We start from the raw sequence: 22,766 nt of genomic DNA on the forward strand, positions 1-22,766 counted from the left end.
CCACCTCGTCTTTACTGCGTTGGGATTCAGATTAAGGTCTACTACATGACAGATTCAGCAAATTCGAGCACCGACCAATCAGCCGTGACTTTCAGTACTCCAGAAGCCAACGGTGACGACTACGTCGAACTTGGCGGTCCCGTCGAATTAGATGAAATGTCCATCCGTGGTGCGATGAGCGAGTTCACCACCGGCGTGACCATTATCGCCACCGAGGATGACGGCGAAAGGTACGGTTTTGCCTGCCAGTCCTTCTCTTCGCTGAGTCTCACTCCGCCAATGGTTCTGTTTACTGTCATGAAGACTTCGCGGTCGTGGCCGCATGTGAAAAACTCCGGCCGGTTTTCCGTCAATGTGTTGGCCGAGGATCAGGAGGACATCTCGGCAGCCTTTGGCCGTCGTAACGGCGAAAAGTTCAAGATGGGCACATGGACCCGCTCTGAGCTGGGCAATCCGCTGCTGCACGGCTGCTCCGTATGGATTGATTGCACCGTTGTCGATGTTTACGAGGGCGGCGACCACTGGATTGTGACTGCCGATATTGTGTCCATCGGCAAGCGTGAAGAAATCAATCCGCTCATTTACCACCGCGGTTCTTACGCCCGCGTCTCTCACCCGGGCACCGATGCGCCTATCGAGCAAAAATGGCGTCAGCGTCCCTCGGTGTAACCCGAGGTCGTTGCAGTCCAGCCGCGGCGGTCCTCGCCCGGCTTGGCATCTTTAATCTCCCGCATGCGCAGGCCGTTGTCGTCGTATGTGTAGGCGAATTCGCCCGCAACAATCTGGTGGAAGCGCTCCGAGTAGGTCTGTGCCTGCGCCGAGCAGTCCAAACTGCGAGTGCGCTCCGGGGCGCCGAATTCGACTGCTTCGCCCTTCCACTGCAGAGAGCCGGAGCTGTTGCCGCAGGAATCGGCGAAGGTATAGGTCGTCTGCCCCAGCGTAATCATCGGCGCTTGTGTGCCATCAGGCACACCGTGGGGTAGCTCTGGGTCGTCAAAAATCGCCGTAATCTGCCATTGCTTGCCGACGATCTCCGCTGCCGGCTTTGGCTGGCACGCGGTAGCCGTCATGGTTACTGCAGCAACGACAGCTACTGCGGCGACTGCCTTCTTTCCGCTTTGACCCATGCTGCGTGACCCCGTTAGTTAGCAGCCTTCTTGGTGGTCTTCTTAGCAGCCTTCTTCGTCGTCTTCTTAGAGGCCTTCTTTGCGGCCTTCTTCGCCGTCTTGCGAGTGGTCTTCTTCGCTGCCTTCTTGGTCGACTTTTTCGCAGTCTTCTTAGTGGACTTGCGGGTGCGCTTCGCGGTCTTCGGAGCGTTTTCCTTCTCGTACTCCTCGTGGACCTTCTTGAAGCTCAGGCCTTCCTTCTCCACTCCGAGCATGCACATCAGAGTGACGGCATCGTAGAAGTCCTCGGCGAAGGTAGCCACAATTCGCCGTGCGCCAGCAGCGGTCTTTTCTTCGACCTTGTGAAGAGCCTCGTTCTGAGCAGTGCGAGTGTCTGTGACCTTCGGTGGCACGAATCCTCCTGGCAAGCATGGCCTTTAACTGCGCCTGATTCACCTACTTCTGCTAGCCATCGCACCACATACTTCCGGCACCGAACTCAACTGGGCCCAGTGGGTAGGAGATAAGGGTTGTGATGACGCAGTTTCAGCTTGAAGCGCTACGTACAATACAAAAACCACATTCTACCACGTTGTTGATAGGTCGCGCTGAGTGGACAATGCTCGCGAGGAGTGCTCCTAGCCCAAGGGGTACTTGTCGCACGAGGTGGCTAGCCCGGCATGGTTAGTCCACACGCGGGTTCAGACCGCCCTTGAAGCGGTAATTGCGTGGACGACGAGGTTTAGTCCTCGGGTTCACCGGCCGGATTCGGCGCATACCCGCACGAATCGGACGGGTCAGACCGCTGTCTTCGCGCAGCGCGCGAGGCCGGCGCAGCCTGCGTGCCATCCATTCACCGAGCACAATGCCGGCAGCCAGCGCCGTCGCAATGCCTAGCGCTGAGGCCAGTGCCGTAAAACCTTTAGTTGGGTGGTCGTGCAGCAGTGCGTGCATGCCGCGGTAAATCGTCATACCTGGAAGCAGCGGGGTTACGCCTGCCACTGCTGTAATCAGCGGAGGGATGGACCAACGGCGTGCCAGCAGGCCGCCAATTAGGCCAATCAGAGTTGCTGCCGCGCCCGCGCTGGTGACCGGGTGAACTCCCAGAGGGGTCAGCACGTAGTAGTAGGTCATCGACCCCAGGAGGGCGACGGTGCCGGACACGGCCAAAGCCGTGAATCCAGCATTCGAGGCCAACGCAAATGCGATTGAGGCGGTAGTTCCCGCTATCACCCGCACTGTCGCCTGGGCCAGGTTGAGGTCGGAGCCCGCGATGACGTCGGGAAGCGGAATGCCCAGCATTCCGGAAAACTCGATGCCCATTGCGATGCCGGCGACGATGCCGCCGGTCAGCAGCATCGTGTCGAAGAAGCGTGCCGAGCCTGTCACGGGCGCGCCGGTGATGCCGTCCTGTAGTGCCTGTACGAGGGTAAGGCCGGCGAGCATAACGATGATTCCCGAGGCAATTAGCCTGGAGGGTTGCATTTCAAAGGGAAGGTATGCCTGTGCCGCATTGAGTACAGCAGCGGAGAGTGTGGCGATGAGACCGCCGACTGCGTTTTGGAAGAACGTGGGTAACTCGCGGGCGGCGAGCTCACCAATCACGATGACGATAGCCAGCGTGACGGCAGCTGCGATGAGGGCGACCTCGAAACCCGAACCGAGTAGCACAGTCACAGACGAGGCCAGTAATGCCCAGCCTGCGTAGATGACACGGAGGCGGTACTTGGCAGGTTCGCGCTCCACCTTGTCGATGGCTTCGATGGCCTCTTCCAAGCTCATGTGGCCTGCGCGGATTCGACGGATGACACGGTCGGTGTGGCGCAGGCGCTCGAAATCGGGCACCGGTGCAGTGACGACGCGCATAGCCGTGATGGGTGTGCGGCGGGCACCGATGAGGTGATAGACCGTCACGGAGGTCAACGTGATGTCGACTTGGATCTGAGTGAGACCATAGGCCGAGGTCACGGCCTTGATCTGCAGTTCGGTATCGCGATTGCCCGAGCCGCATGCCAGCAGCAGCCCGCCGATACGAGCAGCCAGGTCGAGGACTGCCGTGACCTGGCTGGGGTCGGAATAGTCGATTGGTGCCAGGGGTAGTGGGGCAGTGGTCGAGTGCACGAGGTCGACAGTCGCTGCCGGACCGGAGACGAAATCGATTACACGCTGCTTGAACGTGGGTTGCTCTTCGATTGCGGGAAACTGAGTCTGTGGGGTGTCGTCGTAGGCGACAGCGGGGTCAGCGTCGTAGGAGGCAGCGGCTTCAGCGTCGTAGAGATTATCCTTCGCGGCGGAGTTTTCTCCGCCGTTGGATTCTCCGCCGTTGGAATTGTTGCCACCGTCGAATGACACGTCGACACTTCCTTTCCCGTTACTGCCTAGGGTTGCGTTGCAGAGATGCTGTAAAAACGCGATACGGAAACGTTGCAGAAACATAGCCCCAGTGATTTAGCGATAGTCACACTACCTCGTCAGCAACCGAGAATCTCAATTCGTTTTTGAGGCGGCGAATTTACTTATCTGAACAGTGCTTTTAGCGTGTAGAAAAGTGTTCAAGAAGTGCGATTACAGTATTCCTGTGGTGTCGTTTTTAACTTCTGCCTACCAACCTGTAGAATCGCCTGTCAGCGGCACAGCTGAGTTCGAATCTCAGGTTGACTCTGATTCTTTCGAGCCAGCGACGGCTAACGCCAAAAGGGTCGCTTTAAAGTTGCCGGGATGGCGCAATTGGTAGCGCAACTGATTTGTAATCAGTAGGTTACGGGTTCGAGTCCCGTTTCCGGCTCCAAAACCCCAGGTCAGGAAGTTTTCCGCCCTGGGGTTCTTTGGTTTTTTGTGGGGGTGTGGGGGTAAGTAGGGGTTGCCTAGCATGAGGGATGAAATCGTCTAGTAGAAAGTCCGCTCCCCCTCAGAAGCCCCGGTCAACATATGGATGAGCTATTCACTTATGGACACGCTGGTGCGCATCGATAGGTGAATATGGCATCGATAGGACAGCGCATCACCGACACCCGGGAAATCACAGGGCACGGAGTATTCACATATGCAACTCGAGCCCCATGCTTCACATGGTTTGCGGCGATATGTAAGGGAGATTTTGTTTTAAGCCATAAGCGTCGATAGAGCTGGTCTCGGGAAAGGGCCTGCGCTATGGGCGCTTTTGATAGTTTTCTGTAAAACCTTCCAGGAAACCCCACAAACTGGGGTGATTTCTCGGAGAAAAATATTCTACGATAGGCCCATGTCAGAGGTGCTCTTTGTCAGTAGTTCAAACATGGGACTCTCACGCGTACTAGAAGGGCTGCTGCGTCAAGCTGCCCCAGAGCTAACAGTTTTGTCAGCAGGTATCAGCATCGATGATGATGACCGCGGTCTGGATGAAGATGCGCGGCGCGCACTCTGCGAGGTGGGGGCACGGTGCGATGGCGATCCGCACCAGCTCACACCATCACTCGCAGATAGTGCGGATGTGGTCATTGTCGTGGGGCAAATCGATGTATCGGACTACATCGCGCCGGATGTAGAAACTGAGCGCTGGGAATTTGATGACCCAGCTGACCGCGGCGTTTACGGCTATCCTCGCTACGTGCAGTTGCGGGATTATTTCCTACAGCGGGTCAATACGCTAGCGGAGCGGTTCGCTGCCTAAATCAGTCCACTGCGTAAATAGTGGGTTAGCGGCGCGGGGGCCGTCGTAAAGCAAGGTGCGGGAGCGGGGATGCTTTGTTTTCTGACGATAATGCCCGCGCTCACTCGGTCAGCACCTAATGTATATAGCTATGACTATTGGTCCATCGCTGCGACGCACCCTGTACAAACTTGCCGAGAAAGACATGTCCCCGGCCAAAGCAAAGTTTTTGCTGAATATTTGGCCGCCGCTGTTTGGCACCGGCATCCGAATTACAGAGATTTCGGAAGACTGGTCGGCCGGTCGGCTGGAGCTGCGTCTCAACGCGCTGACCGCGAACATGCACGGCGCGGCATTCGGCGGTGCGCTGTTCTCGATGACGGACGTGCTGTTCGGCACGCTGGTTATGCAGCGCCTGGACGCCAAGAAGTACGAGGCGTGGACCCGAACGGGCTCGTTTGAATTTATCCGCCCAGGTAAGAACGGTGCCTACCTCGAGGTAGAGGTGCCGGATGAAATGGTCGAAAAGCTGAAGGCCGAAACAGAAGGCGGCTATTCGACGGTCGTTCCATACACCTCCGTGATTCGAAACCGCGATGGTTCCCTGGTTGGTATCGGCCAGCAGGAGCTCTACGTGCGCCGTCGTGGCGGCAAGAAGCCGCCGGCCAACCCGAATCAGCAGGACCGTGTCGCCGGTGAGAACCTCATCTCGGCTGCTCGTACCCTTGCGCGCCTGGGTATGCGTGGCGTGGAAAATCGCGATGCGCTCGTGCAGCAGGAGCGCACTGCGCGTCGCTGCATTTCGCCGGAGTCGCGCGCGGTCGCATGGCTCCACGGCGTGCTCGAGTATGGCGATGTCACCGTCGATGACTATCGCGCCGCAGGGCTTCCCGATGTCGTTATCGAGGCTCTCACCTCGGACAACCCTTCGCCAGCCGCGCAGCAGCTGCTTGCGGATGTCGTCACCGCACGCGAGTCGCTGAACAAGTTTTAGGTTAGAGCGTTAGGCCAATAGGCGGGTCAGTAGCGCTACGACTTCGGGGTCTGTTTGCTGCTTCCAGTGCGCAACAGACCTGCCGCCTAGCTCGGATTCGAGCAAAATAGTTCGGCTGCCCGGCAGGAAGCGCTGCGCGGTATCGGACCACGGAATGGCTAGGCTGTCGTGGTGGCTGATGACATTAATCCAGTCAGGAGTAGCTGCCTTGCTGGCTTGATTGTGTGCGCCAGTGTTGGCTGGAGGAAGCTCGTATGTTCCGGCCGCTACCGCAATCTGATCGGCCAGAGCTTGGCCCATTAGCCAGCGGGCCAGAGCCCCATGTTGCCAGGCCAAAATGCGGGAAAACCCAGTTAGGTTTACGCCGCCGACAGAGCCCGACACGCTGATGACACGCCGAAATGAAATGCGCTCGTCTTCATGGTCCGCTAGGCGCATAAACAGCAGGAAAGCCAGCAGCCCACCCTGTGAATGGGCCACGATATCGACCGTGTCCGAGTTTGTTTCAGCGCAGAGGCGGTGGATATAGGCCTCGACTTCGGCAACCGAATCCGCAATGGCTGCAGTGCCACGGTTTCCGTAGGCCGGAATATAGATGTGGCGGCCGCGGGCGCGGAGACCGTCGGCAAGCGGGGCCCACGCGCCGGGACTGTCGAGCGTGCCGTGTAAAGCGATGACCGGCACGGGGTCGGTGAGGTTTCCTGACATCGGAGTTGGATTAGGCAGGGACGGGCGCGCGGTCGTCGGTGGGAAGATTCGCGCGAGCATCGGACTATTCTGCGTGCTCGGTCGGGTCAAAATCCTCGCCTACCAGTTTGAACAGTGCCTCGCGGGTAAGCGCGCGGGGGCGCCAATCGTGCGCCATTTGCTCGTGCAAAACGATGGCTTGAGGGAACGTGTCCTGCACGTAGAGGTTGGTGACCATGTCGGTGCCGCCATCATCCAAGAAGCAGGACTGTGGCGGGGAAATGAGCTGGTCATACTTGGTGGCAATACAGGTGTAAGTAACACCCGGGCCGAGAATATCGTGGGAATTAGCGTTCAACACCATCTTTGAACCCGTGAGCTGTTCCAAGCCGGAAACACCCCAATAGCTCTGAACAAAGTTGCTCATCAGTGACTTTGTGCCGGGAATCTTAGTGATGCCGGAAGCGATGCCGCCCAAGTTGGTGCCGTGATTGGGGGCAGCAAGGCAGACGACATGCTTGATGTGCTTGGGAATGCGCAGAGAAAGCAGGGTGGCAATTAAGCCACCTTGCGAGTGCCCCACGATAACGGCGTGCTTGGCGCCGGTCGCGTGCAGGACAGCCTTTATGTAGGGCACGAGCATATCGATGGATTCATCGATGGGGTCCGTCGCACGGTGCCCGAAATCCGGCGCGAAGACCGCCCAGCCATCTTCCCGCAATTGGTTACCGAGGGTCTCCCAAATGCCTTTGACCTGGCCCGTTCCGTGGAGAAGGATGACTGGCCACGGCCGAGACCTGGACACTTCGGCTCCCCAGTAATCTTCGAAAACACCGCGTAGCGGACGGAAGATGGCATAGGGGAGTGGCGGTGATTCTTCAGCTGCGACCGGTTTCTGTGCTTCTGATTCCTGCGGCTTAGGAGTAGGGGCTACCGGTGGCTGCTCGTCGTGAAAATCCTGCTTTGACGCGTCGATCAGCGCACCAACTTTCCATTTTCATCAGTGCCGAGAGCTTCCCGCAGCTTAGCGGCGGCCTCATCCATGGACTCGGCAGAAGGATTGCGATCGACCGACTGTAGGTTGTATCCGGACATGTCGTGCGCCGGGAAGATGTGGATGTGGGTGTGCGGAACCTCGAAGCCGGCGATGAGGTAACCCGCGCGTGGAGCGTCAAAAGCGGAGACAACAGCCTGGCCGACCTTCTGTGCGACCTCATTGAGATGAGCCCACAGCTCAGGCGAAGCGTCAGTCCACTTGTCCACCTCTTCAATAGGAACGACCAGCGTGTGACCAGGTGCGATTGGCTCGATGGTCAGAAAAGCGACGACGCTGTCATCGCGGTAGACGAAACGACCTGGGAGTTCACCGTTGATGATTTTGGTAAATACTGTGCTCATGTGCCAAGGGTAACCCGAATGGCGGATTGGGGGTTGGCTCCGGTGTTGGGGTTGGGCTCGATGAGAGTTATCCGGGCTGATTAGTAAGATGTTGGCTATGCGCATCCTCGTAATTGGCTCCGGTGCCCGTGAGCACGCCCTGTTGTACGCAATGAGTAAGGACCCGCAGGCTACGGATCTTCACGTAGCCCCTGGTAATGCGGGTATGAGTGAGATTGCAACCATGCATCCCCTGATCGTGGATGACCCCGCTGGCGCTGTTGCGCTGGCCAAGGAAATCGAGGCCGATTTGGTTGTCATCGGCCCAGAGGTTCCGCTGGTCGCGGGTGTGGCGGACGCACTGCGTGACGCCGGCTTCGCAGTCTTTGGCCCGAATGCCGATGCGGCTCGGATTGAGGGGTCCAAGGCTTTCGCCAAGGATGTCATGAAGGCAGCTGGGGTGAAGACCGCCTCGGCAGAGGCTATCCAGCCAGAGGCTTCCGATGAGGACATCGAGGCAGCTATTGACCGCTTTGGCCCGAATTGGGTCGTGAAGGATGACGGGCTGGCTGCTGGTAAGGGCGTAGTGGTCACCAAGGACCGCGCTGAGGCTCTTGAGCACGCCAAGGCTGTATTGGCTGCCGGCAACCCGGTGCTCCTGGAGTCCTTCCTGGGCGGTCCGGAAGTGTCCCTATTCTGCCTGGTTGACGGTGAAACCGTCGTTCCGCTGCTGCCAGCGCAAGACCACAAGCGCGTCGGCAACAACGACGAAGGTCCGAACACCGGCGGCATGGGTGCTTACAGCCCGCTGTCCTGGTTGCCGGAAGGCGCAACTGAGCGCATTGTCACCGAGGTCTGCGAGCCGGTCGCTCGGGAAATGGCCGCTCGTGGCTGCCCATTCCAGGGTCTGCTGTATGCAGGCCTGGCCTGGGGCGAGGACGGCCCGGCTGTCATTGAGTTCAACTGTCGTTTTGGTGACCCAGAGACCCAGGCCGTACTCGCGTTGCTGGAATCTCCGGTAGCTCAGCTGCTCAACGCTGCTGCTACCGGCACATTGGCGGAGTTTGGTCCGCTGTCCTGGCGTGATGGCTACGCTCTGACTGTTGTGCTGGCAGCCGAAGGCTACCCGGTGTCGACCCGCACGGGCGATGTCATCGAAGGTGCAGAGCCTGGCCGTGAGGCAGATGGCATTCTCCACGCGGGCACTGCCCGCAACGCCGCAGGGGAGCTGGTTTCCGCTGGTGGTCGTGTGCTCAACGTCATTGGTGTTGGCGACACGCTGGAAGAGGCCCGCGACAAGGCGTACGAGACCATCAAGACCATTAAGCTCGAGGGCTCGCACTATCGCACCGACATTGCACTGCCTGCGGTTGAGGGGCGCATTTCCATTTAAGTAGTGCGGTAAGACGCTAGACCGCCCTGGGGAGTGCGTCAGTAACCGGCCAATCTCCCCAGATCGCCCCACCCGGGGACAAGCTAGATTTCCCGGGTGGTCTCCGCGGCTGCAAAGATGAAGGTATGCACGCCGAATCACCGCAAGCACCGCAGTCACCGCAACCACCGCAGCGCGACCTAGCATCCCTCCGCAGCGAGGTCGCACCCTTCCACGTGATGGATGTTCTCGCTGCCGCGCAGGAGCGTCAGCGCACTCACGGCGACGCTCTCTTCCTGTGCGTGGGGCAGCCCGCAACCGCGGCCCCGGCTGCCGCAATTGCCCGTGCACGTGCTGATTTGGAGAATCAAGTTCTGGGCTACACTGCGGCCGTCGGCACGCCTGAGCTGCGTGAAACCATCGCCGCCTGGCATCGTGAGAATTACGGCACGGCGACGGAAGCCGCTGATGTTGTCATCACTACAGGTTCTTCCGGTGGTTTCGTGGCGCTCTTCCTCGCAGCGCTCGACGTCGGCGATGACATCGTGCTGGCGCGCCCGGGATATCCCGCGTACCGCAATACTCTGCAGGCACTCGGCGCCAACATTGTTGAAATCGACTGTGGCCCAGAGACCCGTTTCCAGCTCACCGCCCAGCACCTGGAGGCACTTCCGCGCGTGCCCAAGGCTGTGATTGTCACTAGCCCGGATAACCCCACGGGCACCATCATCGATGCCGAGGAGCTTCGCGCCATTGCAAAGTGGTGTGAGCAGCACGGTTGCCTGCTTATTTCCGACGAGATTTACCACGGCATCACCTATGGGCGAAAGTGTGCGTCGGCACGCGAGTTCTCCGATGCTGCGATCGTGGTCGGCAGTGTCAGTAAGTACTTCTCGATGACCGGTTGGCGCGTCGGCTGGCTCATCGTGCCGGAGTGGCTGCGAGCACCCCTGGATCGCCTCGAAGCCAACCTCACTGTCTGTCCGCCGGCAATCTCGCAGGCTGCGGCGGTGGAGGCGTTCAGCCCTGAATCCATCGCCGAGCTGAATTCGCACGTGACGCGCTACGCACGCAACCGCGATGTCCTGCTCGAAGGACTACCGCGCGTTGGACTCGGCAACATCGCCCCGCCCGACGGTGGGTTCTACGTGTACGCCAATATCGCAGGGCTTTACGACGACCCGAGCTCCGTCGACTCCATGGTGTGGGCGCGGGAATTGTTGGCCGCAACAGGCGTGGCCGTTGCTCCCGGCATCGACTTTGACACTGAGAACGGCCATGAGTGGGTTCGTCTCTGCTTCGCCGGTGAGACATCCGAGATGGAGGAGGCTGTCAGGCGTATTGGGGAGTTCACCGGGCGTAGTTAAAGGCGGCTGCGAGCGGTAGTCAGCGGCTCATAAAGTGTGATTTGCATCACCCTTTTGGGGGATGTTATTTAGCTGGTTGGGATGGGGAATGTGAAGGCGCGTGCTGGTGCTTCACATGAGCTGATAGGGGGTGATCGCTGAGCTGGTTCGCGCCTAGTTTTGAGGTGGTGCGAAACGCTCTATTTCTTGCAGCTTTCAGTTGGTGGGCAAGTGGGGGCAGGTAGGGGAAACGCTCGGAACTAATGACTCCGCGGAGGTGTTCGCACCCGTCGATATCAGCGGGGTGTATGTGGAGTGCCTCGCTAGGTGGCGTGGCTATACAGGGGTCAATTGCCAATACTGACAGCGCGGTATAAGTACTGGTAGTTAGATGTTTTGCGTTCCGTCCTAGGTCTGGAGCCGGCTACCAAAACGCGAGGGGTGGCCCTGTTTAGGGTGGGGGTTGGGCATCATTTGTAACGCACATTCAGCGGAGACTGTGGTGCAGTCCTGGGCGGTTGGTTTCCGTCCGATAGAAAGAAACCTCCGCGCGTAGCTTCCAATCGTGGAAAAGTTGGATTCTTGAAGCCATTGCCGGAGATCGTGGGACTGCGGTGGGGAAGCGGTGTCGGGGCCATATCCAAAGGTTCAATAGTGAACCAAAAAGCGCCTGAAAGTTAACGGTAGGTTAACTAAAAAGAAACTTTTACGCTTGCCAGGTCGTGTGTTGTGGTCTACGGTTGCAAACCATAAGTTCCAAACGGTTCGTTGAAACAACAGTTTTAACTGCGAGATCGCAAAGAATCGATTGGAGAAGTCCAACAATCAAGATCGAGAAGATCTTAAGAGAGGTGACCTCTGATGAACGCATTCAACGAGATTATGGATACTGTGTCCCCGATTTTCACCGACGGCAAGGAATCCAAGCAGGATGCGCTGGCAGCGCTGCTTGCCGAAGCCATCGTGGAGGCGAACCCGAAGCAGGGCATCGCCGCCGACGATCGCCGCGCTGCTTAACAGACACAATCCCTACTGGTTCAGGAATCCCTACTGGTTCAGGAATTCCCGGACCTGCTCCATATCCTTATCGCCGCGACCCGACAGGTTCACGAGCAACAGTAAAGGCTCATCGTCCTCGTGGACCGGAAGCCCAAGCTCGCTACCCGCAGCAGGGTCAGTTTCACGGAGTCGCGCAATCTTAATGGCCTGCGCCAGCGCATGGGAGGATTCCATCGCCGGAATAATGCCCTCCGTGCGGCTGAGAAGCTGGAATGCCTCCAGCGCCTCCTCGTCGGTAATTCCGACATAGCTGGCGCGGCCATTCTCCTTCAGCATGCCGTGCTCCGGGCCAACGGACGGGTAATCCAAGCCTGCCGAGATGGAGTGCGATGGCAACACCTCGCCGTCGTCGGAAAGCATGACAAATGAGCGCATTCCGTGAAGGACGCCAGTCTTGCCCGCGTTGATGGGCGCGCCGTGACGGTCGGTGTCGAGGCCCTCACCTGCGGGTTCGACGCCAATCAGAGCGACATCGGAATCATCGATGTAGTTGGCAAATGCGCCAATGGCATTCGAGCCGCCACCGACGGCCGCGATGACAGCGTCGGGAAGCTTGCCGTAACGCTCGACCATCTGGCTGCGCGATTCCTTTGAAATAACCTGCTGGAATTCACGCACGATGGTTGGGAATGGGTGCGGGCCGGCGGCGGTGCCCAGCAGGTAGAAGGTGGAGTCGAGAGTCTTGCTCCACTCGACCAGCGCCTCGTCAATAGCATCCTTCAAACCAGCGTCGCCGGTGGTGACGGGAACAACCTTTGCGCCCATCAGCTCCATGCGCTCGACATTGGGGTGCTGGCGGGCGACGTCGTGTGCGCCCATGTAAACCTCGCACTCGAGTCCCAGCAGCGCAGCGGCCATTGCGGTGGCCGTGCCGTGCTGGCCTGCACCCGTCTCAGCGATGAGGCGGGTTTTTCCCATGCGCTTTGCCAGCAGTGCCTGGCCGACCACGTTGTTGCCCTTGTGCGCGCCGCCGTGGTTCAAGTCCTCGCGCTTGAGTACAATCGTCGTGTTCGGCGTGGAGAGGCGACGGCATTCGAACAGCGGAGTCGCGCGGCCGAGGAAATCGCGACGCAGCTCCTCCAGCTCACGCAGGAACTCCGGATCGCTCATTGCCTCGATGTAAGCCGCTTCCAGCTCATCGAGTGCCGGCAGCAGAAACTCCGGCACTTCCTGTCCGCCGAAACGACCGAAAAATGCGGGTAGGAGGGTTTCGCGCACCTCACCCGCACCATCAACGCTTGACGACGGAACCCTGGTTGCAGTCGGTGCCGCAGCCTTGGCGATGGCATCCGCGCTGGGGTTGAAATTAGTCATTGGAAGGGCCTTTCGTTGCTGTTGTTTATTTCAGCGGGCCCTGGTTCTTTTCTCGAACTGATAAAAGTCTCGAACCGATAAAAGAAAAGAGCCCGCCAGATTTATCTTCTTGCGAGCTCGTACTTGACGGGTTTGCCGTCGACACTAATGAGATGACGTGACGTTGCTCGCGGACTTAGGCGAGCCACCACCACTGTGCGCCGCTTGGCGCGGGTGTGTTCATCAGGGGTGTCATCATGGAAATGACAATAACCCATGGTTTCCCTAGCGGCCAAAGCGGGGTAGGGCATGGGGGCGAGGTTGGGCACAGGTTGCTTACAGAAGCGTCTCAACTGTGTCTAGGGCGTAAGGCGGTTCCCCTATAAGTCGGGTACTGCCTGAGGGGAATTTCCACGATTTCTCTCGACACCACTGGCTGCGGGGACTAACGTTCCGATGGTGATTACGCTGTCGCGGCAGCACGCCAAGTCACGCCGGGGAGTTCGTCCCACGACGCTGGTGGTGTGGTGTTATGCCGCCCTCATAACCGTTGGCACGGTTTTGTTAATGCTGCCGATTTCGGCCGCCGATAGGAATCCCGAGGGGCAGTGCGCCCCGAGCCCCGGGAATCTGTGCCTGCCCACGGCGCTATCCGATGCGCTGTTCACAGCCACCTCGGCAACAAGCCTGACGGGCCTGATTACCGTGGATACGGCCACTCACTGGTCAACCTTCGGCAAGGTCGTCATCATGCTGTTGATTCAGCTGGGTGGTCTCGGATTCATGACCTTGGCTTCACTCTTTGGTCTCTTCGTAGCAGGACGGCTCGGCCTTAACCGTCGCGCGGGTGCGCGCGTCGAAGGTCGCGGTATGGACATGGGGGAAATCTCATGGGTTGTCCGTGCTGCTGTCAGCTTCACTCTGCTGGTGGAGTTCGTTGTAGCAGTGGTACTAACGCTGCGGTTCCACTTCGGTTATGAGTACGGCTGGGGGAGAGCTGCCTGGGAGGGCGTGTTCCATGCCATCTCCGGCTTCAACAATGCCGGGTTTGCTCTGTACACCGACAACGTCATTGGTTTTCGCAGCGATGCCTGGGTGCTCTTGCCGCTGGCCTTCGCTCTAATCATTGGTGGTTTGGGCTTTCCTGTTTTGCTTGAGATCTGGCGGCACGTCAAAGCGTGGTTCAGCGTTCGCACCCGTGGACAGCTGCCGAAGCGCTGGTCGCTAACCTCTCGCTTCACCATTAAAGGCACCATCTTGCTCATTGCCTTGGGCACGCTCATGGTGGCATTCGGCGAGTGGTCCAATGCCATGACTGGACTCTCCGCAGGGGAGAAGTTATTAAACGCATTCTTTGCCGGTGTCAGCCCGCGAACGGCTGGTTTCAATGCGCTCGATTATGCAGATTTCCACCCATCGACACTGCTGGGCACCGACTTCCTCATGTTCATTGGTGGCGGCACCGGCGGCACTGCAGGTGGCGTGAAAATCACTACGTCGGCAGTCATTCTCGCCGCCGTTCTCGCTGAGATTCGCGGTGATACCTCTGTGTCTGTGGCTCGGCGGCGCCTCAACCCCAAAGTGCTGCGCCAGGCGCTCGTCGTCCTCGCGTTCGGTATTGGCCAGGTTTTCCTGGCAGTAATCGCAGTCAGTTTCTTGGCGCCACAGTTTTCTACTGACCAAATCCTTTTTGAAGTGGTCAGTGCCTTTGCCACGGTAGGCCTGTCCACCGGCATCACCGCTGACCTGCCCGTGGCGGCACAGGCAATCTTCATCGTGCTGATGTTCACCGGTCGTGTTGGCCCCATCGCCTTGGCGACGGCCCTAGCCGCTCGCCCACGCCAGCGCGTCTACGAATATCCGGAAGAAAGGCCCTTCATTGGCTAACTCAACATTCAACCCGTTTGCAGGTTTCGCGGAGCATTTCTCCAAACAGGCCAGCTCGTCGCCAGTTGTCATTCTCGGGATGGGGCGTTTCGGCCAGGCCCTCGGCGAGGAGCTGGTCGCTGGCGGTATCGAGGTTCTGTGTGTCGATCACCGCGAGAAGGTAGTGCAGGAGCTGTCCTCAACTTTCGACCACGTGGTCGCCGCCGACACCACCATGCCGGAGGTCCTCAAGCAGCTCGGCGTTGATGAGGCCGAACGCGTGGTGATTGCCATTGGCAGTGACATCGAGGCATCGCTGTTGACCGCATCTGCGCTGGTAGACATGGGCGTACCCATGATTTGGGCAAAGGCCGATAACCAGGCCCACGCTAAAATTCTGGGTCAAATTGGTGTGCACCATGTCATCCGTCCGGAGGCCGACACCGGTCGTCGTATTGCGCACCTCATCGGCGGCAAGGTCCAGGACTTCCTGGAGTTCGATCGCGACTACGCTGTCGGCAAGGTCGCGCCACCGCTTCACTGCCTGGATAAGACCGTCGCGGAAATCAATCAGAGCGCACCAATTACCGTTGTCGCCGTGCAAAAGCGCGGTCAGCGCTTCCGCCCTGCGCTTGCCGACGACCGTATTACCGCAGGTGACCTCCTGATTGTCTCGGGCGCCATTCGACAGTTGGAGACATTCGCCGGGGAGTAGGGGCAAGCGGTGGAGTCCGCGCACGCGGGGCCCGCCGCGATGGGAAATCAACAACCAACAGTGTGGAAGGTGCAGCGTGGAAAGGCGGGGTCTACGCCCCGCTCAACGGGCTGCAAATGTGAAACTGTGTGAGTTTATAGCACTTTCAAGCCATTTTTCTGGCCATTTTTGCTATAAGCGGGGTCAGTAACTCGCATCGTCCCACCGCCGCCAGCCATAAACGCAGTCACTAACTCGCATTGGGGGCTAAGTAGGGCCGAGCAGCAAATGGCGCCCACCCGGCGACCCAGCGACACGCCGAGCAGACACACATTTTGCTACTTGACCCAGGAAACTCAGCGACCGCCCGCAACCACAGCGCGCAGGGCACGCGCTGCCTCTTCCGGATTCGCCGCCTCAGTCAGCGCGCGAACCACCACAATGCGTTCCGCACCAGCGCCGATAACTTCGCCGGCGGTCTCGGCATTGATACCACCGATTGCCCACCATGGCTTGACCGGGTCGCCAGCGCCGCGGTCGTGTGGACGCACAATATCGGCCACGGAATCCTGGTGTGATTCCGCCGAGCCCTGCGCGCGCACTCGCCGCACGAGTGCAGCAGCCTCTCGGACCATGTCGACTCCGACAGGCTGGCGGTCGGGCTTCGTCGGGGTGGCATACACCGGGCCGATTACCGCGTAATCGATGCCATCGTCGGCAAGCGAGGCGGCGAACATGTCCAGATTGCGGTTGGACCGGCCGATGAGGACCTCGGGGCCAACGATCTGGCGTGCCTGCTCGGTCGTGAGGTCTTCCTGTCCCACATGCAGGATGTCCGCACCGGTCAGTGCGGCAATGTCTGCGCGGTCATTGACAGCGAAGAGTTTGCCGTGTTCGGCAGCGACCTCGGCGAGGACCTCTACGGCGGCAATTTCGTCGCGGGTATCGACCTTCTTGTCACGCAGCTGGATGATGTCGGTGCCGCCTTCATAACAGGCGTGCAGGAATTCGCGTAGATCACCGCGGGATGCGCGCGAGTCGGTGCAGAGGTAGAGGTGGGCGTCGGCAAGCAGGGCGCGTCGTGTTGCGCGGGTGGCAGCGGAGTCGTTCATGGCCCCATGCTAGGCGAGGTTGCGGATGCGGTGTCGTGGCTGTGAGCCGGAAGTCATATGATGGGGGAGTACCAATTTCCGCGGGAGCCGTACTCGGTATCGATGAGATGCCGCTGGCTGAGAGGGCGAAAAACGCCGACCGCTTATACCTGATGCGGGTTATGCCGCCGGAGGGAGGAATGGCAGTGAATGCTGCCGCTGTGGGTGCTGCCTCGGCCAATGAGGGTGGCACAGGGGATACGTCGTCAAGTGTTGTTATCGCAGGCGCGGGCATTATCGGCTTAGCGACGGCATGGAGGCTCCTCCACCGGGGATTCGAGGTGACCGTCCTCGATGACCAGCCCGTTTCCGGCGCAACGTTCGCCGCGGCCGGCATGCTGGCGCCGGTGGCCGAGGTTGTATGGGATCAGCCGACGCTGTATCCGCTGATGGTGGAATCGGGCAAGCTCTACCGCGATTTTGCCAAGGCCATCGCTGAGGAATCGGGCCAGGATGTCGGGTATATCGAAAACTCCACGTTTGTTTGTGCGGGCGATGCCGCCGACCGGCAGACACTCAGCGAGCTCGTTGAGCTGCAGCACGACATGGGCATGAAGATCAATCGCATCACGGCTACCGAGGCGCGCCGGGCAGAACCGGCACTCGGGCCGGGCTGTGTTGGCGCGGTGGATATTCCGGGAGATCACCAGGTCAATCCCCGTCTTCTCGCAGATGCGCTGCTGGCCATCCTGGGAGACCGCGTCATCCGCAGCCGCGCGGAAGAGGTTATCTACACCTCCGATGAAGGCCCCCGCCGCGCCATCGGACTGCGCGGTGCGGACGGCAATGACTACCTCGCCGATGAGGTCATTCTGGCCGCGGGGTTGAACACCGCTGACATCGCGGGGCTGCCTGAGAATCTGAATCTGCCACTGCGCCCGGTCTACGGGGACGTGTTGCGACTGCGTGTGCCGGAGCGCCTGCAGCCACTGGTCACCCGCACTATTCGGGGTGTGGTGCAGGGGCGACCGGTCTATATCGTTCCGCGCGCTGATGGCACCGTCGTGCTCGGCGCCACCTCCCGCGAAGATGACCTGACCGGCGTCTCCGCCGAAGGCGTCCACCAGCTACTCCGCGACGCATACAGGCTGGTACCGGGCATTCTCGACTGCGAAATCTACGAAATGACCGCGCGCGCCCGGCCAGGCTCGCCGGACGATGTCCCCATGATTGGTCGCGTGGCTCCAGGCCTGACCGTATCCACCGGCTACTTCCGCCACGGCATTCTGCTTACGGCTATCGGTTCCAATCTCACGGCCGATGTCGTCGCCGGTCGAGAAAATGACAACGACCCGGCGCTTCTTTCCGCCGTCAACCCATTCCGCTTCAGCGACTAGAGGAGGCTCGTTTATGTCCACCACAACACTCAATGGCGAAGGCTACACACCGGATGAGGGGGAGATGGTCGCAGATCTCGTCGCAAAGCACACTGGGCACGCGCTTAACGACGACGGCACTGCCGCGGACGGTACCCGCCTGGGGATTGCAGTGGCCGTGAATGGCGTGGTGATTCCGCGTGCCAAGTGGGCGACCACGCCCGTGGCAGGTGCAATCGACATCGTGACAGCAGTTCAGGGAGGCTAGAGATGACTGGGAAATCCGCACAAGCACATATGTCCGCACAAGGAAACGAAACCGCGCGCGAACCACTGCGCATTGGCGGGCTGGAGCTGAACTCCCGCCTGATTATGGGAACCGGCGGCGCGACCAGCATGGATACGCTGGAGCGCGCACTGGTGGCCTCGGGCACCGAACTGACGACGGTGGCGATGCGCCGCTTTACTCCCGGCACGAAGCAGAACGTTTTTGAGATTCTGCAGCGCAACAACATCGTGGCACTGCCGAATACCGCGGGGTGCTATACCGCTCGTGACGCGGTGCTGACTGCGCAGTTGGCCCGCGAGGCGCTGGAGACCAATCTGCTCAAACTCGAAGTCATCGCGGATGAGGACACGCTGCTGCCAGATCCCGTCGAGCTGGTCAACGCTGCGGAGCAGCTGGTGGCTGACGACTTTGTCGTTTTCGCCTACACCAATGACGATCCGGCGCTGGCCAAGCGACTGGAAGATCTGGGCTGCGCAGCGGTCATGCCGGCGGGCTCGCCCATTGGCACTGGCCTGGGCATTCTCAATCCGCACAACATCGAGCTGATTGTGGACCGCGCGAATGTGCCCATCATCCTCGACGCGGGCATCGGTACCGCGTCCGAGGCAGCACAGGCGATGGAGCTTGGCTGCGATGCAGTGCTGCTGGCCTCCGCTGTGACCCGTGCACACGATCCGGTGGGCATGGCAATGGCGATGCGCTTCGGCGTTGAAGCGGGTCTCACAGCTCGCGAGTCGGGCCGCATCCCGCGGCGTCGGCTGGCCCAGGCGAGCTCGTCGTTTGAGGGAATCATCACCGAGCGCATCAGCGGCGCACGTGAGCAGGACTCCCTGTAATGGCGGAGCGCGGCGTCAGTCTTTCGGATCGCGACCTGCGCCGGTACGCGCGGCACCTAACACTGCCGGGCTTCGGCGCTGAGGGGCAGCGCATTTTGAGGGCCTCCCGCGTCCTCGTCATCGGCGCTGGTGGGCTGGGTTCTCCCGCGCTGCTGTACCTGGCCGGTGCTGGGGTCGGGCACATCACCATCATCGATGATGACGTGGTCGACGAGTCGAACCTGCAGCGCCAGGTCATTCACCGCGAGTCCGACATCGGTCGTCCGAAGGCCGAGTCCGCCGCCGATGCTGTTCGGCGCCTCGATTCCGAGGCATCAGTAACCGCTATTGTCGGAAAGTTGAGCGTCGACAATGCCGAGGAACTCTTCGCCACCCACGATGTGGTGCTCGATGGTGCGGACAATTTTGCCACGCGCTATCTATCTTCCGATACCGCGGAACTGACCGGAACGCCACTGGTCTGGGCCACAATCCTGCAGTTCGCAGGACAACTGTCCGTCTTCTGGCCGGGCCGCGGCCCCATGCTTCGCGATCTCTACCCCGACATCCCCGACCCCGGCTCCGTGCCGTCGTGCGCCGCAGGCGGAGTTCTCGGTGCCATGGTCGGACAAATCGGCTCCATGATGGTCGTCGAAGCAATCAAGGTGCTCACTGGGGTAGGCAAGGTCGCTGTGGGCAAGCTCGTGCTTATCGACGCCCTGGAGGCAACCACCCGCACCCTGTCCTTTGCCGCCGACCCGGAGCGCGAGCCCGTTTCCGACCTGACCGAGATTGCGCAGGTGTGTGCAGCATCGTGGTCGGAAGATGAAGACGATTCGGAACAGAGTGCGCGCAGCGTTGGTCCCAATGCGGCACGCGGGCTCATTGCCGAAGGGGTGCCGCTGATTGATGTGCGCGAGCCCGAAGAGTATGCAGAGGCGGCCATTGACGGATCGGTGCTTGTGCCCCTCGGTGAGATTCGCAGCCGCGGTTGGGCTGCGGTGAATGAGGCACTTGCACAGGCTGGTGGAGTGGCCGGCGGAGCGGACGGTGCAGCAAGTGAGGCAGAGCGAGTCATCATCCACTGCCACTCGGGGGCGCGCTCGCAACAGGCGATTGAACTGCTGAACAGTGAGAACGCTGGCAGTGGAGCTACCCCCGTGCTCATCAACCTCGCAGGTGGCATTGTGGCCTGGCATGCTGCGGGGCTGGATGTCACCGAGGCCTGATTGGTTATTGCAAGCTAGCCCATCATGAGCCCGTTATTAGCCCGTCATGAGCAGGACCACGATAACCGGGAAAATTAAAGCCGGAATCTGCAGCGCATGAATCTGGCGGCCACGTCGCTTTCTAGCTTCTTCGGCCGATTCCTTGCACCGCGCTCCGATGATGAAATTAATCGGGATGAAAACAAATGAGCAGAGAAATGCGCCGATAAACAGGAAGATGGCGCTAAAGCCGAAGAAGTAGGATTCATCCCCACCTGTGCCATCAGCGGTAACAATGAAAATCAGGCCGAGGACCCAGGCGCCCAGCAGCATGAAACTGAAAATAAAAGCTAGCGTTTCATCTGACTGCATCGGGGTGGAATTACTTTTCAATGTGGTATCTACCGGCTGTTGGTCCATCGTATTTCCTGTTCTGTCAGGCAACCTGGAAAGGCAAGCGGTGGAAAATTTCGGTGAGGGATAAAGACTAAGTTTAGGCCGCAAAACTAGATCCGTCGAAAAGCGGAAGTGAAAGCGTGATGAAGACCTATTGCGTGGCGAAAATGCTCAAGACTGTCGAAACAGTGAACGCCCTTCTGTAACGTAAGTAGACGTCTTGGGAGGGAAAACTCCTGGGCTGCCCCGTGACTGGGGCAGATGGTCTAGAAGTGAAAGGCGCTGACCCCGACAATGGGATCTACGACAACGCCACAGGTAAACAAGCAAGCAAAGAAGTCGGGTGGTTTTCTCAAGAACCTTCCGACCGACCCGTTGATCTTTTCAACAGCGATGGGTTTCATTGTCCTCTTTGTGGCGGTGACCGTTGTGCTGGGGGATACCGCTCGGGATGCCTACTCGGCCGCCTCCGAGTGGGTCACGTCTAACTTGGGATGGCTGTTCATTGGTGGTGTCTCGGTAAGCTTCATCTTCCTCATCGGCCTGTTCGTGTCCCGCTACGGACGCATTCAGCTTGGCGATGACGACGAAGAGCCCGAGTACACCATCGCCGAGTGGTTCGGCATGCTCTTTGCCGGCGGTACAGGTTCCATGCTGATGTTCTGGGGCGTGGCGGAACCGTTGAATCACGCCTACAACCCGCCGCTGGGCCAAGACCCGATGACCCGCGAGGCCCAGAACACCGCGATGGCATTTACCATCTACCACCTGGGTATTCACATGTGGGTCATCATGGCGCTGCCGGGGCTCGCGCTGGGATACTTCATCTATAAGCGTCACCTCCCACCGCGCGTTTCCTCCATCTTCGCGCCGCTGCTCGGTACCCGAATCTACTCATGGCCTGGCAAGCTTATCGACGCCGTCGCCATCATCGGTACTGTCGTCGGTATCGCGGTATCGGTAGGCATGGGTGCGCTTCAGATTAACTCCGGTGCTGCTCGTGTAATTGGTACCCCGGAAAACTCGATGGTGCAGCTGATTCTAATCGCCATCATTATTGTGATTGCCTCGATTTCTGTGGCTCGTGGCCTGGACAAGGGCATCAAGGTGCTGTCCAACGCCAACATCTGGGCAGCAATGGGGCTGATGGTCTTCGTGCTGCTGATGGGCCCGACCTTGACGCTGCTGCGCCAGACCGTTGATACGGCTGGTGTGTACTTGGATGCATTGCCACGCGTTATGTTCTGGACTGACTCCTACGATGTCAACCCGAATTGGAAGCAAGGTGCCTGGACGGTCTTTTACTGGGCCTGGACGATTTGTTGGTCGCCGTTTGTGGGCATGTTCGTCGCCCGTATTTCGCGTGGCCGCACCGTGCGTCAGTTCATTGCCGGTGTGATTGCGCTGCCGACCATCGTGTCTATTCTGTGGTTCTCTATCTTTGGCCGCGCAGGCTTTGAGCTGGAAAATGAGCAGCCGGGCATTCTGACCGAACCGGTCGTCGAAGGCGGAGATCCCTCGCCGGCGCTCTTTATCCTGTTGGAGCAGTATCCGCTGACAACGCTCGTCAGTGTGTTTGCGCTCTTTGTAATCATGATTTTCTTCGTCACATCCATCGACTCCGCGTCGATGGTGATGGACATGATGTCCACCGGCGAGGAGAACAAGGCACCAACCTTCTACCGAGTCCTGTGGGGCGTCATGATCGGTGCTGTGGCAGCCGCCCTGCTGCTTATCTCTGGCGAAACCGCGCTGGAAGCGCTGCAGTCTGCGGTGATTGTTATTGGTGTACCGTTCTTCTTCCTCCACTTTGTGATGATGTACTCCTTGGTCAAGGGCATGAGCGATGACCACATGGCAGTGCGTAAGCCGGTTACCCGCCAGTGGAAGAAGACCGATACTCCAGAGAAGCTGGAGAAGCACGAAGCAGCGCCCGCGCCGGGCTATGACGAAGAGGGCAATGAACTGCCGCGCTTTGAATACACCCACGACGAAGAGGGACGTCTGGTTATTCAGTCCGATGTCGTTGTCGAAGGTGAATTTGGAACCTCAGAGGGAGATAAGTCCAGCGACGATAAGTAGTAGCTGATAAAAGGCATAGTAGTTTTTTGGAGTGAAGCGTCCTGGGTTTAGTTCCTACCTCAGCTAAGGAAGGATTGAACTATGCCT

General features: G+C 59.4%; 22 protein-coding genes, 1 tRNA gene and 1 riboswitch. Of the genes, 14 read left to right on the forward strand and 9 right to left on the reverse strand.

The window, feature by feature from the left end; translation table 11 throughout:
* Nucleotides 1–45: 45 nt before the first annotated feature.
* On the forward strand, nucleotides 46–669 hold the full coding sequence (locus Q0U90_RS06945) for a flavin reductase family protein (protein ID WP_297452906.1): 624 nt from the start codon (nucleotides 46–48) through the stop codon (nucleotides 667–669).
* Here the strand turns inward: Q0U90_RS06945 and Q0U90_RS06950 are convergent.
* The 3 genes from Q0U90_RS06950 to Q0U90_RS06960 form a co-directional block, all read right to left on the reverse strand.
* Nucleotides 651–1,127 (reverse strand): META domain-containing protein, encoded by a 477-nt coding sequence (locus Q0U90_RS06950; RefSeq protein WP_297452908.1) that lies wholly within the window; start codon nucleotides 1,125–1,127, stop codon nucleotides 651–653. The two genes, Q0U90_RS06945 and Q0U90_RS06950, sit on opposite strands and share 19 nt — an antisense overlap.
* Before the next feature lie 14 nt (nucleotides 1,128–1,141).
* On the reverse strand, nucleotides 1,142–1,519 hold the full coding sequence (locus tag Q0U90_RS06955; RefSeq protein WP_070603949.1) for a hypothetical protein: 378 nt from the start codon (nucleotides 1,517–1,519) through the stop codon (nucleotides 1,142–1,144).
* A gap of 271 nt (nucleotides 1,520–1,790) precedes the next feature.
* Complete coding sequence (locus Q0U90_RS06960; protein ID WP_297452912.1) at nucleotides 1,791–3,458, reverse strand: threonine/serine exporter ThrE family protein; 1,668 nt, start codon at nucleotides 3,456–3,458, stop codon at nucleotides 1,791–1,793.
* A 360-nt stretch (nucleotides 3,459–3,818) separates the two neighbouring features.
* Here Q0U90_RS06960 and Q0U90_RS06965 point away from each other — a divergent pair.
* The 3 genes from Q0U90_RS06965 (at nucleotide 3,819) to Q0U90_RS06975 (ending at nucleotide 5,728) form a co-directional block, all read left to right on the forward strand.
* Nucleotides 3,819–3,894, forward strand: a tRNA-Thr gene (locus Q0U90_RS06965).
* Between the two features lie 486 nt (nucleotides 3,895–4,380).
* Entirely contained in the window at nucleotides 4,381–4,755 is a 375-nt protein-coding gene (locus tag Q0U90_RS06970; RefSeq protein ID WP_297452914.1) for a hypothetical protein, read from the forward strand.
* 130 nt (nucleotides 4,756–4,885) lie between these two features.
* Nucleotides 4,886–5,728, forward strand: a complete 843-nt coding sequence (locus tag Q0U90_RS06975) for a DUF4442 domain-containing protein (protein WP_297452916.1) — start codon at nucleotides 4,886–4,888, stop codon at nucleotides 5,726–5,728.
* 9 nt (nucleotides 5,729–5,737) lie between these two features.
* Here the strand turns inward: Q0U90_RS06975 and Q0U90_RS06980 are convergent, their stop codons facing one another.
* The 3 genes from Q0U90_RS06980 to Q0U90_RS06990 all read right to left on the reverse strand — a co-directional run bounded on the left by Q0U90_RS06980 (nucleotide 5,738) and on the right by Q0U90_RS06990 (nucleotide 7,813).
* Nucleotides 5,738–6,496: an alpha/beta fold hydrolase gene (locus Q0U90_RS06980; RefSeq protein ID WP_297452918.1), complete on the reverse strand. Its 759-nt coding sequence runs from the start codon at nucleotides 6,494–6,496 to the stop codon at nucleotides 5,738–5,740.
* Between the two features lie 4 nt (nucleotides 6,497–6,500).
* Nucleotides 6,501–7,220, reverse strand: coding sequence for an alpha/beta fold hydrolase (locus Q0U90_RS06985; RefSeq protein WP_297452920.1), 720 nt, complete (start codon nucleotides 7,218–7,220; stop codon nucleotides 6,501–6,503).
* Between the two features lie 170 nt (nucleotides 7,221–7,390).
* Entirely contained in the window at nucleotides 7,391–7,813 is a 423-nt protein-coding gene (locus Q0U90_RS06990) for an HIT family protein (protein WP_297452922.1), read from the reverse strand.
* A gap of 97 nt (nucleotides 7,814–7,910) precedes the next feature.
* Here Q0U90_RS06990 and purD point away from each other — a divergent pair, with 97 nt between their 5' ends.
* The 3 genes from purD to Q0U90_RS07005 all read left to right on the forward strand — a co-directional run bounded on the left by purD (nucleotide 7,911) and on the right by Q0U90_RS07005 (nucleotide 11,527).
* Nucleotides 7,911–9,185: a phosphoribosylamine--glycine ligase gene (gene purD / locus Q0U90_RS06995; RefSeq protein WP_297452924.1), complete on the forward strand. Its 1,275-nt coding sequence runs from the start codon at nucleotides 7,911–7,913 to the stop codon at nucleotides 9,183–9,185.
* Between the two features lie 125 nt (nucleotides 9,186–9,310).
* The gene (locus tag Q0U90_RS07000; protein WP_297452926.1) at nucleotides 9,311–10,531 is read left to right on the forward strand and encodes an aminotransferase class I/II-fold pyridoxal phosphate-dependent enzyme; all 1,221 of its coding nucleotides are present in this window, start codon (nucleotides 9,311–9,313) and stop codon (nucleotides 10,529–10,531) included.
* A gap of 840 nt (nucleotides 10,532–11,371) precedes the next feature.
* Nucleotides 11,372–11,527: a hypothetical protein gene (locus tag Q0U90_RS07005; RefSeq protein WP_297452929.1), complete on the forward strand. Its 156-nt coding sequence runs from the start codon at nucleotides 11,372–11,374 to the stop codon at nucleotides 11,525–11,527.
* A 30-nt stretch (nucleotides 11,528–11,557) separates the two neighbouring features.
* Here Q0U90_RS07005 and trpB read toward each other — a convergent pair whose 3' ends face one another.
* The gene (gene trpB, locus Q0U90_RS07010) at nucleotides 11,558–12,883 is read right to left on the reverse strand and encodes a tryptophan synthase subunit beta (RefSeq protein WP_297452931.1); all 1,326 of its coding nucleotides are present in this window, start codon (nucleotides 12,881–12,883) and stop codon (nucleotides 11,558–11,560) included.
* A gap of 435 nt (nucleotides 12,884–13,318) precedes the next feature.
* Here trpB and Q0U90_RS07015 point away from each other — a divergent pair, with 435 nt between their 5' ends.
* The gene (locus Q0U90_RS07015) at nucleotides 13,319–14,749 is read left to right on the forward strand and encodes a potassium transporter TrkG (RefSeq protein WP_297452933.1); all 1,431 of its coding nucleotides are present in this window, start codon (nucleotides 13,319–13,321) and stop codon (nucleotides 14,747–14,749) included.
* On the forward strand, nucleotides 14,742–15,443 hold the full coding sequence (locus tag Q0U90_RS07020; protein ID WP_297452935.1) for a TrkA family potassium uptake protein: 702 nt from the start codon (nucleotides 14,742–14,744) through the stop codon (nucleotides 15,441–15,443). The genes Q0U90_RS07015 and Q0U90_RS07020 overlap by 8 nt, the downstream gene beginning before the upstream one ends.
* Nucleotides 15,444–15,778: 335 nt before the next feature.
* Here the strand turns inward: Q0U90_RS07020 and Q0U90_RS07025 are convergent, their stop codons facing one another.
* Nucleotides 15,779–16,534 carry a thiamine phosphate synthase gene (locus tag Q0U90_RS07025; RefSeq protein ID WP_297452937.1) on the reverse strand — a complete coding sequence of 252 codons (756 nt, stop codon included), beginning with the start codon at nucleotides 16,532–16,534 and terminating at the stop codon, nucleotides 15,779–15,781.
* A 70-nt stretch (nucleotides 16,535–16,604) separates the two neighbouring features.
* Nucleotides 16,605–16,727: riboswitch (TPP riboswitch) on the forward strand.
* Here Q0U90_RS07025 and thiO point away from each other — a divergent pair.
* The 4 genes from thiO to Q0U90_RS07045 all read left to right on the forward strand — a co-directional run bounded on the left by thiO (nucleotide 16,720) and on the right by Q0U90_RS07045 (nucleotide 20,222).
* Entirely contained in the window at nucleotides 16,720–17,910 is a 1,191-nt protein-coding gene (gene thiO / locus Q0U90_RS07030) for a glycine oxidase ThiO (RefSeq protein ID WP_297452952.1), read from the forward strand. Its footprint overlaps the riboswitch before it by 8 nt.
* A gap of 13 nt (nucleotides 17,911–17,923) precedes the next feature.
* On the forward strand, nucleotides 17,924–18,157 hold the full coding sequence (gene thiS, locus Q0U90_RS07035; RefSeq protein WP_297452938.1) for a sulfur carrier protein ThiS: 234 nt from the start codon (nucleotides 17,924–17,926) through the stop codon (nucleotides 18,155–18,157).
* Nucleotides 18,158–18,186: 29 nt separating this feature from the next.
* Nucleotides 18,187–19,014 (forward strand): thiazole synthase, encoded by an 828-nt coding sequence (locus Q0U90_RS07040; protein ID WP_297452954.1) that lies wholly within the window; start codon nucleotides 18,187–18,189, stop codon nucleotides 19,012–19,014.
* A complete protein-coding gene (locus tag Q0U90_RS07045; protein WP_297452940.1) occupies nucleotides 19,014–20,222 on the forward strand; it encodes a ThiF family adenylyltransferase in 1,209 nt (402 codons plus the stop codon). Before Q0U90_RS07040 ends, Q0U90_RS07045 begins: the two co-directional genes overlap by 1 nt.
* A gap of 36 nt (nucleotides 20,223–20,258) precedes the next feature.
* On the opposite strand, the gene Q0U90_RS07050 is transcribed toward Q0U90_RS07045, so the two are convergent.
* Nucleotides 20,259–20,573: a hypothetical protein gene (locus tag Q0U90_RS07050; RefSeq protein ID WP_297452942.1), complete on the reverse strand. Its 315-nt coding sequence runs from the start codon at nucleotides 20,571–20,573 to the stop codon at nucleotides 20,259–20,261.
* A gap of 318 nt (nucleotides 20,574–20,891) precedes the next feature.
* On the opposite strand from Q0U90_RS07050, the gene Q0U90_RS07055 reads away from it, so the two are divergent.
* The gene (locus tag Q0U90_RS07055; protein WP_297452944.1) at nucleotides 20,892–22,679 is read left to right on the forward strand and encodes a BCCT family transporter; all 1,788 of its coding nucleotides are present in this window, start codon (nucleotides 20,892–20,894) and stop codon (nucleotides 22,677–22,679) included.
* The last annotated feature ends 87 nt before the right edge of the window (nucleotides 22,680–22,766 follow it).

It is taken from the genome of uncultured Corynebacterium sp., from assembly GCF_946998835.1.
Taxonomy (GTDB): domain Bacteria; phylum Actinomycetota; class Actinomycetes; order Mycobacteriales; family Mycobacteriaceae; genus Corynebacterium.